The sequence below is a fragment of the Nostoc sp. TCL26-01 genome (assembly GCF_013393945.1).
Lineage (GTDB): Bacteria > Cyanobacteriota > Cyanobacteriia > Cyanobacteriales > Nostocaceae > Trichormus.
In genome coordinates, this window is record NZ_CP040297.1 from 2,951,062 (window position 1) to 2,966,574 (window position 15,513).

Below are 15,513 nucleotides of genomic sequence, written 5' to 3' on the forward strand. Positions count from 1 at the left end.
AGCCTAGTCTGCGTTCAAACTTTGCAGAACATGATCTTATCATCACCCACTGCATAGAAGTCGCGGATGAGTGCCTTCTTCTTGTAGCCGCACTTCTTGAAGCAACTAGCTACTGTCAAACCTTTGACTTAAAAGTGCAGAGGAGGAACTACATCAGCTGAAATTAAAAGTATTACAGTGAGATATGGCGATCGCATCTGAACAGCTAAACAATGGAGAATATACTGAATACGATGATGAGTCTTTACCCAGGTTACTGGAAAATATCAAGGCACGAGGATACTAAAAAACTGAAAAAAATTGTATTAATATAGAAGTTGAAGTAATATTTATCACATTTATTATAGCTATGCGAGACGCAGATAAGGATCGTCGCAAAAATCCCTCTGTCAACAATCCTCACCCGCCTGCCAAAGAACCACTTTCTTATCATGAGCTTAAACACCTATGGAAGAATGCTCGTGCTGATGCACTTCAATGGGAACAACAAGCTAAAGTAAATCAGGAAGCTGCGTCTCAACTGACTCAAGTTCAGCAAGATATCCAAACTTACCAAGTTGAGGTTCATGAATTACAAGAACGTGCAACACACAATTATCAGATATATCTGAATGAACAACAAAATTATCAGCAAGCTTTATGCCTTTACAATGGAGAAAAAACGAGAGTAACTGAATTAATTACCCAATGTGATGAATGGGAAAAACGTGCGATAGAAAATCAGGAAGCTGCATCCCAACTGACTCAAGTTCAGCAAGATATCCAAACTTACCAAGTTGAGGTTCATGAATTAAAAGAACGTGCAACACACAATTATCAGATATATCTTGATGAGCAAAAAAATTATCAGCAAGCTCTACATCGTTACACTGAAGAAAAAGCAAGAGCGACTGAATTACTTGCCAAATATGAGGAAGTCAGGTCTGAGCGAGACAATTATTTAAGTATGTATAATGAAGTACAAATACAACTTAAATATGAGCGACGTTCTAAGGCTGGTATTAAGGGATGGGAAACTCGTCGTAAAGCCGAGAACGAAAGGCTAAAACGGGAAATTGCCGAGATGGTTGTTCTACTACGCGAATCTTTGGCAAGCAAAGATGAAGCTATAAATAATCTCTACGTTGTAGCAGATCGCATGGATAGAATTCAATCTCTAGTAGATTCGGTGGAAGCAGAAACAACAGGCAATCCTGTAGGTTTGGTACAAAAGTTTAAACGTATCTGGCTTGCTATTAAAGAGATACTTTCAGAATAAACAAGCATCTTTATGAGTCAAAAATCAGCATCAACTATAGGAACTCAAAATCAAGCAAAGCTGGGACAGCAAATTCGTAATATTGCCGATAAGCTTAAACAAGAAACAGAAATACAGATCAAAGCCACCTCTCGTATTTTAGGAGCTGCGGCTCAAATTTCCGAAAATCACGACCGACTGATTGATGAGGTAGTTGAGATGGTTGAAGAAGACCTTAATCAACCATCTCAGACGTATCAAAATGATATTTATACAGTTGAGATTCTCAAACAAAAATTTAAAACATTAAGTGAAGCAAAGAATCACTTTAAGATAAAAGCAACTAGTTGGCAATCCCTTGTTAACAAATTAAATGATTCATCTTCTCACAAGCTTATACATAAGATTAAAACTCATTCAGAACAAGTTTTGGAAAATAACAATATAGACAAATTTGAACATAATAGCAAAAATTCTGGAGCTTTGACAGTTCGTTTAGAAGCAGATGTTGCAGCAATGTTTCCTAATTCTCAAGCAGTAAATGAAGCTCTACGTTTTTTGATTAGAATTACGAAGAATACTTGTTGAAACAGCGAATCACTATCACTAGATACATTACATTTGATTACCTTTGGCTGATTATGAAAAGAAGATGATTAGAATAAACTTTTTTGTGGCTAATCAGCGACTCATAGCAAAAATTTGTTCTGCCGTTAGGGGAATATTAGGAAACAATTTAGAATCAATTCTATCCTGTCCTTGAAATACCTTTGGCGGTAAATATTCTCCATCTTCAAGTTGGTAGATTGTAATAGTCGGTTGCTTGGGAGAACCAATAAACCGAATGCCACCGAAAGCAGCATAGTCTATGATAATATACTCGAAAACACCCAAATCCTCATATTCTGCCAGCTTTGTCAGATAGTCATCTTTCCAGTTATTACTAACAACTTCAATGATTCCTGGTGGGGGAATGTAAGCAGCAGCAGAACTAGAGCTAGTTTTCATTCTCTGCCATTCCTCCCTAGCAAAGATCACAATATCTGCTTTGCGGCTTTTTTCCTTTTCTCCTGATGCTATTTTGAGCCGAACCTGCTTAGACTGGCGCGACACGTAAGGTAGATTATTTTCTTGGCAGTGATTTTCTAAGTAAGCACACAGCCTCTGAATTAAATCCTCATGATTAGCATTTGGTTCTGATAATGGCACAGGAATCCCATCTAATAGTTCAAACTCTCTGCCTGAACCATCATCCCAGGCCAGAAACTCCGCAAAAGTCAGTGGTTGTGTAACGGTTGCGTACATCGCCTTCTTCCTCTTGCTGACGGGTACTTGACTCTACTTCTGAAATCATAGCTTGAGGTTGGGTAAGGGAGGGCGATCGCTCCTTCAAGGAGAAGATAATATAAATACAAAAGTAGTTTTGAGATTATGTATGGGTACTTTATCAGAGATTGAGGCAGCGATTAGACAGCTACCAGAAGATGATATTCGTCAACTTGCAACATGGCTGCAAGAATATTTAAATGAGATATGGGATCAACAAATTGCAGAAGACTTGAAATCAGGCAAATTAGATAAACTCATGGCTAAAGCAGAAGCAGACATTGCAGGTAACAGGGTCAAGAATATCAATGAAGTCATTTGCAACAAGTGATTTTTGGGAAGCTTATGCAAACCTACCAGAAGATATCAAAGAACAAGCCCAAAAAGCTTATCAACATAGAGAGCGATCGCCATGATTGCCTGTTACACTAAATTCTAAAAATAGGGTAAAGGCGCATTGAATTTGGTTAATACAATCTACTAGATAAGCCATTTTAGTAAATCTCCAACATAAAATTCGAGCCTATTTATAAAGTAAATATTAAGGTAGGGTGTGTTACGGCTGTGCAAAGATTTAGGAGTTTGAGAGAGTAGAAATCAGCCGTAACGCACTATGTTTCTCGGTGCGTTAAGCGTTGCTATAATGCACTCTAAAATTTAAGGTTTACTTTATCCTTTAAGTCACAATGTAGAAATTTTTTAGAAAGGCCACCAGCTAGGCTTTGTAGTTAACCAGCCAATCGCAGAATCCCACCAACCTTGAGCAGTATCCCAGTATTTTTTGAGGCTTCCTCCAACGTATTCATAATATTTATTTAACTGACCTTCAACATAATAAAATTCTTTTTGTATATTTCCTAACCACTCAATTTTCTCAATGAGTTTACCTGCTGAGTTGAAGGTTCTTCTCAAATAGTTCCCTGCATCATTGAAGTAGTTTTCTATTTGTCTACCATCAGGAAGAAAATCTATTTTCTCAATGAGTTTACCTGCTGAGTTAAAGGTTCTTCTCAAATAGTTCCCTGCATCATTGAAGTAGTTTTCTATTTGTCTACCATCAGGAAGAAAATCTATTTTCTCAATGAGTTTACCTGCTGAGTTGAAGGTTCTTCTCAAATAGTTCCCTGCATCATTGAAGTAGTTTTCTATTTGTCTACCATCAGGAAGAAAATCTATTTTCTCAATGAGTTTACCTGCTGAGTTGAAGGTTCTTCTCAAATAGTTCCCTGCATCATTGAAGTAGTTTTCTATTTGTCTACCATCAGGAAGAAAATCTATTTTCTCAATGAGTTTACCTGCTGAGTTAAAGGTTCTTCTCAAATAGTTCCCTGCATCATTGAAGTAGTTTTCTATTTGTCTGCCATCAGGAAGAAAATCTATTTTCTCAATGAGTTTACCTGCTGAGTTAAAGGTTCTTCTCAAATAGTTCCCTGCATCATTGAAGTAGTTTTCTATTTGTCTGCCATCAGGAAGAAAATCTATTTTCTCAATGAGTTTACCTGCTGAGTTAAAGGTTCTTCTCAAATAGTTCCCTGCATCATTGAAGTAGTTTTCTATTTGTCTACCATCAGGAAGAAATTCTGACACTAAATTACCAAGTGAGAAGAAAAAGCCTTTCCCAAACTCATCTATAATTGCTTTTGCAATTTTACCGATGTCTTGAATAGCACCGTTATAAATACCTTTTGCAATGCTATCTAAATTGGTTGTAACTCCATCGTAAAGACCTCTGGCAATACTCCGTAAATCCTGAGTTACTCCATTGTAAAGACCCTTTGCAATATCACTAATATCTTGAGTTACTTCCTTATATAAAGCACTCGCAACACCGACAACACCCCCCGTAAAATTCTCATACAGGAATTTAGCTGTGTCTCCTAACTTAAGTCCATAGGTCTTCGTTACCAGTGCCAAATCCTTTGCTGCACCCAACATATCACGACCACTTTCCTTCAACCCAGTCGCCAACTCACTAAATGCTTGAGTCACTTGGGGAGAAGTACCCAAAAGGACAGTACCCGCAGTAAGTAACGTGGGATCGCCAGTAATAACACCTAGTGCATAAACTTTTAATGCCCCCTCTCCTCTAGTTTTATCAATAAAAGCCTTAACATCATTCTTGACATCAGCAAGAGAACCTGCGCTCTTGTTATAAAGAGGCACAATCTTTTCAACTTCCCCTTTTTTAACTAAAGGCAGACCCAAATCCCCTATAGGGAACAAAGTAGAAGTCAGACCTAATCCAAGATCGATTTTCAGTGTCGGAAATAGATTCGTATCATTCAGCTTTGATAAACGAACTTTAGGATCGGAATCAACCCCCGAAGGACTATCATCTAGGCGAAGTCCGAGTTGCCCTATCAAAGAAACTCTTCCAGCAATATCAATCAACGGCACAACTGTTATTATGTCTAGGGTTCCTGTTATGATTCCAGTTACCGTAGGATTGAGAGAAAATAACATATTTCCTACAGTTCGACCTGAAGGAGCTTTCGCCCCACTTTCAATCACATAGAATCCTTGTGTATCAAAACCTACAGTTGTATCAACTAACATTGAGATGATGGCTTCGATATCAACCCCGACACTGACACCTGCAATCCCGTAAAAAGTAAACACGGTTGTGCTAGGTAATACCGTAAATTTCTTTCCAAACGAAGCAAGAGTTTGTTTAATATCTAAACTAATAAGGTTAGTATCCTTACCACTTAGAAGATTAAAAACATTATCGACTTTGACTAAATCTAAACTCAAATCCAGAATATCAAGTCCCTGTTGTCCTGTTTTATCATTGATTTGCTGAAGAGTTTTCCCTTTAAACTGATCAGGGTTAATCAAAAGCTGAAGCCCTTTAGGCGCACCAATAATATCTAGTAGATTCTTGTCTAGTAGAGGTATTTTCTCTGTGAGAATTGTACGAATATCTTTAGGAATCGGATTAGAGTTAACCAAATCTCCTAAAAATAAATTGATAATATCTCCCTGTTTACCCTTAAAAAGACTAGCGATTGCAGTAATGCTGTCATCATTTTTAACTGTATAGTTAGCTTGACCTGTAACTAGATCGTATTGAACACTAGCATTCCATGTAAAACTGCTTAAATTAAGTTGTTTGAGCAATGGAATATTGATATTAGCAATCGTAAGTGCCGCATCTAAAGCTAAATTACCAGTTAAAGAAATGGCATCTTTTTTACCCAAAATATTATCTAAAGAGAGGGTATTATTGCTACCTAACAGATAAAAACGCTCATTCGTAACAGTATCAAAATCACTAAAAATGAGTTTTGCTACCGGATTCAAAATTGCATTGGTAATACTTACTTGACCTGTGATCAATTGACCAATGTTTGCTGTACCGTCAAAACTTCCCTTAATCGGTAACTGTGCATCGATAGTGCCTCCTTCTAAAATAAAGGGGCCATTTGCCAGATCGATACCAAAGCGTAAATCAAGAGCTAGATTAGGCGTAGCTTGCAAATTTCCCTTGAGAGTAAACTTGGCTAAACCCGCATCAAAACTACTAGATGTATTTGCTAATGGCAATGTGTCGCTAACTGAGGGATTGTAGCGCAATAACAACACATCATTGGTGAGAACATTCCCACTAAAGAATTGCTGCGGGGTAATAATTTTCTCAACAACTATATTACGAGATGCTAGATAAGCTTTCGTTCCTGTATTAGGCGCATCAAATTTCAGTCCTTTAGTAATGACTGATGCAAGTGCAGTAGATAAATTACTGCCAATCAACGGAATATTTTTAGTAAATTGGGCAACCTTACTACTCTGGTTAGCAAGAGAGCTAATCCCTTTTTCTGCTGCATTTACTAACGCATCTAAAATGGCATCCTGTTGAACAGTCAACTCAGCTTTGCCTGTCACAAAATTCAAACTACCTGTAGCGGCAATGGGAATTTCAAATGCTGATAGATTGGCAATACTTCCTTTAATGGTGGCACTACTCAACACAATTCCGCCTGCGAAGGATACGCCATTGGCGGCAAAAAGTGTTCCTATATTATTACTCGACAGATAAAGTCGCTCGTTGGCAATAGTATCACCATCATCTATTCTTAATTGGGTGTTGAGATTTAGTTTGCCTGTTCCACTTATCTGACCATTAGCTAGTCCTTTGATAGAGGCACTGCCTGCTAATGTGGTATTTAAATCGAAAACAGCACTGAGAAGACCACCTTCAATCACAAAAGCTTTGCCTAACTTGTCAATACCAAGGTTAAGCTTAAAGCCAAGAGAGCCAGATCCATTGGCATTACCTGTTATAGTTGCATTTGTGTCTACACCTGCAAGGCTCAATGTCTTTGTTCCAGTCAGGCCTTGAGCAACTGTAAATAATTTAGCAAAGTCAAAGTTAAATATAACTTCACTATCGCTGGTGAGATTAACGCTACCAACAAGGTTAGAAGCAATTAGTTGTCCATTAACACTAACTGTGACGCTGCCAATATTGTTAATAGCATTTGACAATTGCTCGACAATTGTTTTCAAATTTAAACTTGATAAGCTATTCAAACTAATGATGGCTTGGTTAAGACGAGTTTTAGCATCTCCTAAAAAAGTTTTTGCTGTATCAATGTCAATCCGTTTACTTAATAAATCAAGCTTTTGAAGTAATAAGGAATTTTGAGCAAAGACATTATCTAATGCTGTAAATATATTTGCGGTTAAGGATAATCCTTGGAGAATATTTTGAGTTGGTAATACTTCGTTATCGGCAATAGTGACGGTTGCCGTCTTCGTCGTTCCCACTGTATAACCTGTCCCAGTTGCCAAGGCTAAGATCACTGTTTCATTCCCTTCAGCCAAGATGTCATCAATGGGGGTGAAATTCACTACTGCTTTATCCGAACCAGCAGCAAAGCCTACAGTCCCAGTTAAGTTGCTGTAGTCTACCCCCTTAGTAGCAGTTCCCGCTAAGGTGTAATTGACTGTTAAGGCTGTGGCTAAATTGCCTATGCGAGTGAGGGTGAAGGTTCCGGGATTTGACGTTACACCTGTAGCGGTTTCACCAGCACTGGCATCGGTAGCAGTGACGCTAATCACGGGAGTTTCGTTATCAGCCAGGGTGATGGTAGCAAGGGTTGTTGTTCCCAGGGTGTAGCCTGTCCCTGTTTGTAAGCTGAGAATAACGGTTTCACTCTTCTCAGCCAGAGTATCATCGGTTGGTGTAACTTTTACAGTCGCAGTGCTAGCTCCAGATGCAAAGCTAACAGTGCCAGTTAAGTTGCTGTAGTCTACCCCTTTAGTGGCAGTTCCAGCCAATGTGTAATTAACGGTTAAGGCTGTGGCTAAATTGCCGATGCGATTCAGGGTGAAGGTTCCCGGATTTGGCGTTACACCTGTAGCGGTTTCTCCAGCACTGGCATCGGTAGCAGTGACACTAATCACGGGAGTTTCATTATCAGCCAGGGTGATGGTAGCAAGGGTTGTTGTTCCCAGGGTGTAACCTGTGCCGGTTTTTAAGGTGAGAATTGCGGTTTCACTGTTTTCGGCTAGAGTGTCATCAATGGGTGTCACTTTCACTGTCGTCGTACTAGCACCGGCAGCAAAACCTACAGTTCCAGTTAAGTTGCTATAGTCTACCCCCTTAGTGGCAGTTCCAGCCAATGTGTAATTAACAGTGACGGCTGTGGTTAAATCTCCGGTACGAGTGAGGGTGAAGGTTCCAGGATTTGTTGTTACACCTGTAGCGGTTTCGCCAGCACTGGCATCGCTAGCAGTGACACTAATCACGGGAATATTTGTCAAGGACTGTTCAACAGCGATCGCATTACCATCAATCGTAATGAAGCTATGATCGTCCTCTTGCTGAATCAGCAATTTTTCTGCATCACTGAGAGATGATCCCATCAGGGTCTTGGAAAATAATTCTCCCTCATCTCCAACAGTATCAGCACCTGGATTTAGCAGGGTATCGACAAAATGCCCAATCTCTTCTAGTAAAGTCCCTGTCACACCACCTGTGAGAATATCTGGATTGCTCAAGTTTTGGGCAAGATAGTCTGATGATAAATAGATTGTACGAGTAGCTTCAGAAAATGCACCATTTGCGCCATTCATCAAATTGCTCGGCAGAATCTGAATAATCGGTAATTGGCTGAAATCACCTGATGCCCAACTATCAGACAATGCTTGTAGTCTGCTTAAATCTCCACTGCTATCAAATATTGGTGCGATCGCAGGCAAAAAATTATTACTTTTCGAGGCAGCTGTCAGGGTGCTGTAAGTATTTTGCAGAGATGTTGCCAAAATATTAGCAATATTAGGTTCTAGTTCGTAGTTGGCGTTAGAGCTAAATTCGTTGGAGTCAAACATAAAAATTATCCTTTAATTGTAATTTTGCCAAGATCATCATACTGACAGTAAATTTGCTGATACTGCCGTAACTGAAAACCTTTTTTAATGTAAGTTTTTTAGCTGAAACCTATCATTTAAAATACTATACTGCCTAGTATCAGGTTTTATGGTCGGAAAAGGTCGGAAAAAAGTCGGAACTTGTTAGTATATTTACGTAAACTTTTTTTAACAACAAAGCTTACTAATGTGAATATAAAAATTAACTGAGTGTTGCTACGTAAAGAAATGACGCTTGAGGAAGCGATCGCTCTCCTGAATTCTTTGCTAAAATCACCAAGGCGCAAACATTAACACAAAGTAACCCTTGACTCTTATGGCAACATCTGCAATTGACGGTAAAGACGCAGCTGCTATCCAAGCCGCAACCGCAGGGGTTGCTGTGTGCGATCGCTCTCATTGGGGACGCATCCGTGTTTCCGATGATGACCGTTTACGTTTTTTACATAATCAAAGTACGAATGATTTCCAAAGTCTCAAGCCGGGACAAGGCTGTGATACTGTAATGGTGACATCGACGGCTCGTACTATTGATTTAGTTAGTGCGTATATTTGCGATGATGATGTGTTACTTTTGGTTTCACCTAGCCGTCGGGAGTTTTTATTGCAATGGCTAGATCGTTATATCTTTTTTGCGGACAAGGTGCAATTGACTGATATCACAGATGAAACGGCAACTTTGAGTATTATTGGTGCAGAAAGTGACGCTATAGTCGAGAAATTGGGGGCTGGGGCAATTATTGGTCAAGCTTACGGCAACCATATTACAGTTGATGATGTGATCGTTGCAGTCGGTAGTGGCTTGGCTTCCCCAGGATATACCTTGATTTTGCCAGTTTCCCAAAAACAGCAGATATGGGAACAAATTTTAGAGTTAGGTGCAGTGGAATTGAGCGATCGCGCCTGGGATACTATCAGGATATTACAAGGCAGACCAGCCCCAGATGCAGAACTTACTGATGACTACAATCCTTTAGAGGTGGGATTGTGGCAGACTATATCCTTTAGTAAAGGTTGCTATATCGGTCAAGAAACCATCGCCCGTTTGAATACATATAAAGGTGTCAAACAATATCTTTGGGGTATCCATCTCAACGCCCCGGCAACAGTAGGAGATAATATTGCTATTGGTGATGAAAAAGTCGGTAAACTCACTAGTTATACACAAACCTCTGATGGTTATTTTGGACTGGGTTATATTCGCTCTAAGGCTGGTGGCGTAGGTTTAAAAGTGCAAGTAGGTAATACTGAAGGTGAAATCGTTGCCATCCCTTTTGTTTCTCATGATTATCCCTAATAGGTAGTTGGACACAATTAAATTCTTATGTAGAGATAGGGGACAGGTTACAGGTTACAGGTTACAGGTTACAGGTTACAGGAAATAACTTGTGTAATTAATTATGTCTGATTACTTATGAGCATCTGATTTGCAGTCTCTCACCAGGAAACTCAATATGGCATCTACTATTCAAACTTTACCGAGAGAAGTCGTACATCTGATTACGGCAGGTGAGGTTATAGACTCCTTTGCTGCTGTGGTGCGGGAGTTGGCGGAAAATGCCTTAGATGCAGGTGCAACCAGAATTGTTGTTTATCTCTGGCCGGAACAGTGGCGTATCCGTGTAGCAGATAATGGTTGTGGCATGGATTTAGATGATTTACAACAAGCAGCTTCAGCTCACAGTACTAGTAAAATTCGTTCTAGTGCAGATTTGTGGAAAATTCAGAGTTTGGGATTTCGCGGCGAAGCGCTACACAGTTTAACAACTCTAGCCGATTTGGAAATATTGAGTCGTTCCACATCTGGCAATGAAGGATGGCGAGTTGTCTACGGCGATGCAGGCAAAGTGATGCAAGTCGAAGCAACAGCGATCGCTCCTGGTACAGTAGTCACAGTCTCAAATTTATTTGCTCATTGTCCATCCCGTCGTCAAGGCTTACCAACCACCACACAGCAAATGAAGGCTGTACAAACTGCAATTCAACAAATTGCCCTATGTCATCCTCATGTGGCTTGGCAAGTTCAGCAAAATGACAAACTATGGTTTACCATCTCCCCAGCTACCACCGTCGGACAACAAATACCCCAATTTCTCACCCAACTACGACAAGGCGATTTACAAGAACTCACACAACAAATCCCCAACCCCCCAATTCCCACTCAGCACTCCCCACTCCCCACTCCCCACTCCCCCACTCCCCACTCAGCACTCAGCACTCAGCACTCAGCACTCCACACTCTCCCTAGTCATAGGTTTACCAGACCGTTGTCACCGTCATCGTCCCGATTGGGTGAAGGTAGCGATTAACGGCAGAATGGTTAAATCACCAGAATTAGAACACACAATTTTGGCAGCATTTCACAAAACATTACCACGCGATCGCTATCCCATTTGTTTCTTACATCTTGCCATTTCTCCCAACCAAATCAACTGGAATCGTAACCCCGCAAAAACAGAAATCTATCTCAACGATTTAAGTTATTGGCAAGAGCAAATTACCCAAGCCATTCACAAAACGCTACGTATTTCTACAGCTAATATCAAAGAATCTGTCCACACAACCAGAGTCAGTCAATTACTCAAAGCCGCCGAAGAAAAAGGTAACTACAACTTTAACTCGCAAAATTCCCATGAAGATAACACTCAGCACTATTTAAAAGCAGTCGCTCAAGTTAGCAATACCTATATTGTCGCTGAACATCCTGGGGGAATGTGGTTAGTTGAACAACACATTGCCCACGAACGAGTTTTGTATGAACAATTGTGTGACAACTGGCAACTAATTGCTGTTGAACCACCAATTATTCTCTATCAATTATCTCCCGCCCAAGTTAATCAACTACAACGCATTGGTTTAGATATTGAACCATTTGGAGAACAACTTTGGGCAGTCCGCAATCTACCAGCCATCCTCCAACAACGAGAAGACTCTGCCGAAGCCATTTTAGAACTTAGCTGGGGAGGTGACTTACAAACAGCCCAAGTTGCTGTTGCTTGTCGTAGTGCTATTCGCAACGGTACACAGATGAGTTTGCCACAAATGCAGCAGTTATTAGATGATTGGCAACGCACACGCCACCCCCGCACTTGTCCCCACGGCCGACCTATTTATTTATCTTTGGATGAATCAGCTTTGTCACGCTTTTTCCGCCGTCATTGGGTAATTGGCAAGAGTCATGGTATTTAACAGTTATCAGTTATCAGTAAACAGTTATCAGTCAAGATAATTGGGTTTAAATTCCCCACTATATCAGCGTTAACTGACAACTGATTTAAATTCCCCACTATACGCCGTTATGACTGGTAACTGATTTAATTTTCTTATCAATAAACCTTGGTCTAATGTTAAGAAATATGTTGAAGAAAAACTCCCATGTCAAGTAGAAAACTTAGCTATATACGCTTATTACTGAGATTAATAAATTTTTTTTCTGGACAATAATCCTGGTAATCATTGCTGTAAAAGCTTCCTATCAATTTAGGCAAAATACTTTTCATTTATTTGTTGACTAACGAGCTTATTGATAATCAAGACAAAAATACCTCAGCAAAAAGCCCATAATATCGTTCGTAATGTCAGCAAAGCATAACTTAATTATCAATAACTCGAAAGATATCAAATAGTACCTCACAAGGTTTTGAGATTCGGAGGTAACTAGAAATTGTCAAATTTACTATTCGAGTAAGCGAACTGTTGAGGCAGCCAAATGACTTCTTCACAAGCGCTGATTCCAGAATAATTTTGCGATTTTCAGGAGAAAAATCAATGGTACAACTTATAAATTCCACCAATCAAGAGTTCTTGACTGAACTGACTGCTCAAGAAGCTGCTAATCTAAACGGAGGTCAAACTGATACACCTACAACTCCCACAACTCCCACAACTCCCACAACTTCTACAGGTCAAAAAAGTAGTTTTGACCCACAAAAGCATACTCAAGCTTTGGGGATTGCCTACTTAAATCCTCCTGGAGTTAATAAAGTCACAAAAGCAGAAGCTTTGCTAGCACAAAAAGTTGCTTGGGGAGACTAAAAAAGCGAAGTTATGACAATTTTTCTGATAAAAATAACGCTGCTCAACCTTTTTTTTAGATGACAGCGTTAGGATTCAGGAATAATTAGTCATACATCCTGTTGTTTGATAAATACAGTTCAGATTAGAATCAGTGATAGTGACCTGATTGGTAACGACAGCAGGTTTACAGTATCATAACTATTTTTAACTGAACTGTATTTCCTCCCAAGATTATATCAGAATAAATAGTTTAAAATTCAAGTTGAAATAATATTTGATCGGGAATGGGTCATAGTCTATCTAAGCTTGACTTTACCCAAAATTAAGAGGATATTTTAAAAGTATCATGCGTAACACCAAAATCTCAAAAACCTAACCCCTAACCCCTTCCCTACTAGGGAATGGGAACAAGAAAATAAGGGTTTCAAAGCCTCTCTCCGTGTCAGGGAGCCAGTGCGTTGCGTATTTTTCCCCCGTTGTAGCAACTGGCGTGAGAGGTATTCTACGAGAAGCGCTGAGTGCAAAGCACACGCTACGCGAACGCTCTATGGAGAGGGGTTTCTAGTATACTTTTTGACTTTTCAAACAACCTCTAAGAACTTGGTTTTCTTAATACGGCAAAACCCTAGCTTTTTGGCAAAAACTTTTTCCATGTTACTAAATTCTCAGTGCAAACAAAAAAGTAAAACTCACGTCTCATAAAGCCTTCAGGGTCAGCTTGAGCCTTGCCAAAAAAAGGATAAAGTCGAGCTTAGAGGTTGTTTGAAAAGTCTTCTCATCTTCGATTATTACCAGTGCTGAATGGACACTAGTTTGTCAACGCGAATAAATAATCTGGCAATCGATACCTAAAAAAGTCGGGATGACTGGATTCGAACCAGCGGCCCCTTCGTCCCGAACGAAGTGCGCTACCAAGCTGCGCTACATCCCGTTATAAAATTTGTATAACTCTCTGAGCATAACATAAATAATCAATTCACAAGATAGATTTATATTAGAGGGTGTTGGAAAAGTTTCAGTAGGTATAAAAATGTCATTCTTCCTTACGCTCCGCGTCAGGAAGAATCTAGGTTTTGTGGCACATACCGAGATGTTTCATTCCGCTACGCTGCATTCAACATGACAAAGAAACAGACTTTTCAAACGTCCTCTTAAATCTATTGTCTATTGCCTGACTATGCAAATCAGTAGCTTGCGCCAAGCAAGGCTAACACTAATCAAAACGGATTCCTGTCTGTTGAGCTAATGATAAACATTAACAAATACTCGACTTCTTGAAGAAGTCGGGTATCTGAATTTACCATGAATGATTTAAGATTTTTGCAGCATGATAGCAATGAAACTGATTAACCAAAAACTTGGGTTTTTAGGGTTTCAATCTCCTGGGTTAATTCTTTGCGAGTTGAAGCTTTAATGAGATAACGGAAAATAAACCAAGTAGAGTAAATAATTCCAATCAACTCAAAAATAGCTGAGATTAAAGGCAAATCATTAATAGCATCTAGTACAGCTAAAACTACCTTTGAGGTAACGATCGCCGCAACAATTAACAAAACAGTAATGATCGCCTGTCCGTATTTTTGATAAAAACTACCCAAATATTCTGGTAGTTGTGCCAAAAAATCAGCAACTTGTTGACCAAACTGTTGCCATTCAGGAGTAGTGTCTGTCGCTGGTGGTAGCTTGGGTAAGTTACTATTTTCTGCGTTAGGCAAGGCGATCGTCCCTGGTGAGACAGTTGCATTTAAAGATTCCTGTTGCTTTTGTTCGGTTTCCATAGTTTTTTATTTTGGCAATCACAACAGCTTTTGTAAGTGGTTAGACGTAAACAAACATAAACATTCATGTTGTCAGTTGTCAATGAAATTTATCAGTAGTTAGCATATTCAACTACTGCTGCAATAACTTAGGACTTACGCACTCAACCAATAGACCCTTCTGAGGGTGGTCAATAGTCCATAGTCAAGGGGAACCACCCACAAGCGGTTGGTTCCCTATGATTATCCTGACAAGAATTTGAGTACGTGAGTCCTAAGTTCAGCTTTTGGGTGGATTCACAGTTGCTTTGACAACAACAGTTTTCACACCTTTAATTTCTTTAGCTAAAGGTTCAATCTTAGCTAGTTGGGCTTGGTTATTGACAGTTCCGCCTACGGTGACAGTGCCGTTGTCTTCAGCGTTAACTGTCAGTTGTCCATTGGGTATGTTCGCCTCTAATTTAGAACGAACTTCGCTAGCAAGATCACCTTCGGCTCTTTGGGTATCGCCACCAGTCACGTTATTACGGTTTTCACGAGCGCGGATGTCTGAGTTGAGTTGTCTTCTCCGCAGATCACTTTGAGCATCTTGCTGTGCAGCTTGTGTTGCTTCTACAGAGGGTGTTTGGGCATTTTCTTCAGTAGTGTTGGGTGCAGTTTGAGTTGTTTTAGAAGTATCTTGACAAGCCGCAGTACCAAGCACTAGGACACAACTAATCAAAAAAGGAGTTAACTTTTTCATCTGTTTATCTCTGGGTGTCAATGGAAAATAATGGATGATGAGTGTGTATAGTCAGAGGA

The 15,513-nt window shown here is 39.7% G+C and carries 9 protein-coding genes, 1 tRNA gene and 1 pseudogene; 6 read left to right on the forward strand and 5 right to left on the reverse strand.

Translation table 11 applies throughout. From position 1 onward, the window contains the following. The first annotated feature begins 349 nt into the window (after window positions 1–349). Entirely contained in the window at window positions 350–1,258 is a 909-nt protein-coding gene (locus FD725_RS32450; protein ID WP_179048478.1) for a hypothetical protein, read from the forward strand. Window positions 1,259–1,270: 12 nt separating this feature from the next. Next, window positions 1,271–1,825: a hypothetical protein gene (locus FD725_RS12665; RefSeq protein WP_179048479.1), complete on the forward strand. Its 555-nt coding sequence runs from the start codon at window positions 1,271–1,273 to the stop codon at window positions 1,823–1,825. A gap of 93 nt (window positions 1,826–1,918) precedes the next feature. Here the strand turns inward: FD725_RS12665 and FD725_RS12670 are convergent, their stop codons facing one another. Beyond that, on the reverse strand, window positions 1,919–2,542 hold the full coding sequence (locus FD725_RS12670) for a Uma2 family endonuclease (RefSeq protein ID WP_179048480.1): 624 nt from the start codon (window positions 2,540–2,542) through the stop codon (window positions 1,919–1,921). Between the two features lie 52 nt (window positions 2,543–2,594). On the opposite strand from FD725_RS12670, the gene FD725_RS12675 reads away from it, so the two are divergent. Further along, window positions 2,595–2,894, forward strand: coding sequence for a hypothetical protein (locus tag FD725_RS12675; protein WP_256871895.1), 300 nt, complete (start codon window positions 2,595–2,597; stop codon window positions 2,892–2,894). A 368-nt stretch (window positions 2,895–3,262) separates the two neighbouring features. On the opposite strand, the gene FD725_RS12680 is transcribed toward FD725_RS12675, so the two are convergent. Then, window positions 3,263–8,899: a Calx-beta domain-containing protein gene (locus tag FD725_RS12680; protein WP_179048481.1), complete on the reverse strand. Its 5,637-nt coding sequence runs from the start codon at window positions 8,897–8,899 to the stop codon at window positions 3,263–3,265. 355 nt (window positions 8,900–9,254) lie between these two features. Between FD725_RS12680 and FD725_RS12685 the strand changes: the two genes are divergently transcribed. The 3 genes and pseudogenes from FD725_RS12685 to FD725_RS12695 all read left to right on the forward strand — a co-directional run bounded on the left by FD725_RS12685 (window position 9,255) and on the right by FD725_RS12695 (window position 12,973). After that, window positions 9,255–10,235 (forward strand): folate-binding protein YgfZ, encoded by a 981-nt coding sequence (locus FD725_RS12685; protein WP_179048482.1) that lies wholly within the window; start codon window positions 9,255–9,257, stop codon window positions 10,233–10,235. A gap of 157 nt (window positions 10,236–10,392) precedes the next feature. Next, window positions 10,393–12,127: pseudogene (gene mutL, locus FD725_RS12690) on the forward strand (DNA mismatch repair endonuclease MutL). Between the two features lie 579 nt (window positions 12,128–12,706). Then, window positions 12,707–12,973: a hypothetical protein gene (locus tag FD725_RS12695; protein ID WP_179048483.1), complete on the forward strand. Its 267-nt coding sequence runs from the start codon at window positions 12,707–12,709 to the stop codon at window positions 12,971–12,973. Between the two features lie 839 nt (window positions 12,974–13,812). On the opposite strand, the gene FD725_RS12700 is transcribed toward FD725_RS12695, so the two are convergent. The 3 genes from FD725_RS12700 to FD725_RS12710 all read right to left on the reverse strand — a co-directional run bounded on the left by FD725_RS12700 (window position 13,813) and on the right by FD725_RS12710 (window position 15,454). Then, a tRNA-Pro gene (locus tag FD725_RS12700) sits at window positions 13,813–13,886 on the reverse strand. A 415-nt stretch (window positions 13,887–14,301) separates the two neighbouring features. After that, window positions 14,302–14,733 carry a CAAD domain-containing protein gene (locus tag FD725_RS12705; protein ID WP_179048484.1) on the reverse strand — a complete coding sequence of 144 codons (432 nt, stop codon included), beginning with the start codon at window positions 14,731–14,733 and terminating at the stop codon, window positions 14,302–14,304. 259 nt (window positions 14,734–14,992) lie between these two features. Continuing rightward, window positions 14,993–15,454, reverse strand: a complete 462-nt coding sequence (locus FD725_RS12710; protein WP_179048485.1) for a BON domain-containing protein — start codon at window positions 15,452–15,454, stop codon at window positions 14,993–14,995. Between the last annotated feature and the right edge of the window lie 59 nt (window positions 15,455–15,513).

What these genes read in the sequence shown, in the direction of transcription:
- FD725_RS32450 (WP_179048478.1), top strand. Translation starts at nt 350, where the DNA reads ATGCGAGACGCAGATAAGGATCGTCGCAAAAATCCCTCTGTCAACAAT.
- FD725_RS12665 (WP_179048479.1), top strand. Translation starts at nt 1,271, where the DNA reads ATGAGTCAAAAATCAGCATCAACTATAGGAACTCAAAATCAAGCAAAG.
- FD725_RS12670 (WP_179048480.1), bottom strand. Translation starts at nt 2,542, where the DNA reads ATGTACGCAACCGTTACACAACCACTGACTTTTGCGGAGTTTCTGGCC.
- FD725_RS12680 (WP_179048481.1), bottom strand. Translation starts at nt 8,899, where the DNA reads ATGTTTGACTCCAACGAATTTAGCTCTAACGCCAACTACGAACTAGAA.
- FD725_RS12685 (WP_179048482.1), top strand. Translation starts at nt 9,255, where the DNA reads ATGGCAACATCTGCAATTGACGGTAAAGACGCAGCTGCTATCCAAGCC.
- FD725_RS12695 (WP_179048483.1), top strand. Translation starts at nt 12,707, where the DNA reads ATGGTACAACTTATAAATTCCACCAATCAAGAGTTCTTGACTGAACTG.
- FD725_RS12705 (WP_179048484.1), bottom strand. Translation starts at nt 14,733, where the DNA reads ATGGAAACCGAACAAAAGCAACAGGAATCTTTAAATGCAACTGTCTCA.
- FD725_RS12710 (WP_179048485.1), bottom strand. Translation starts at nt 15,454, where the DNA reads ATGAAAAAGTTAACTCCTTTTTTGATTAGTTGTGTCCTAGTGCTTGGT.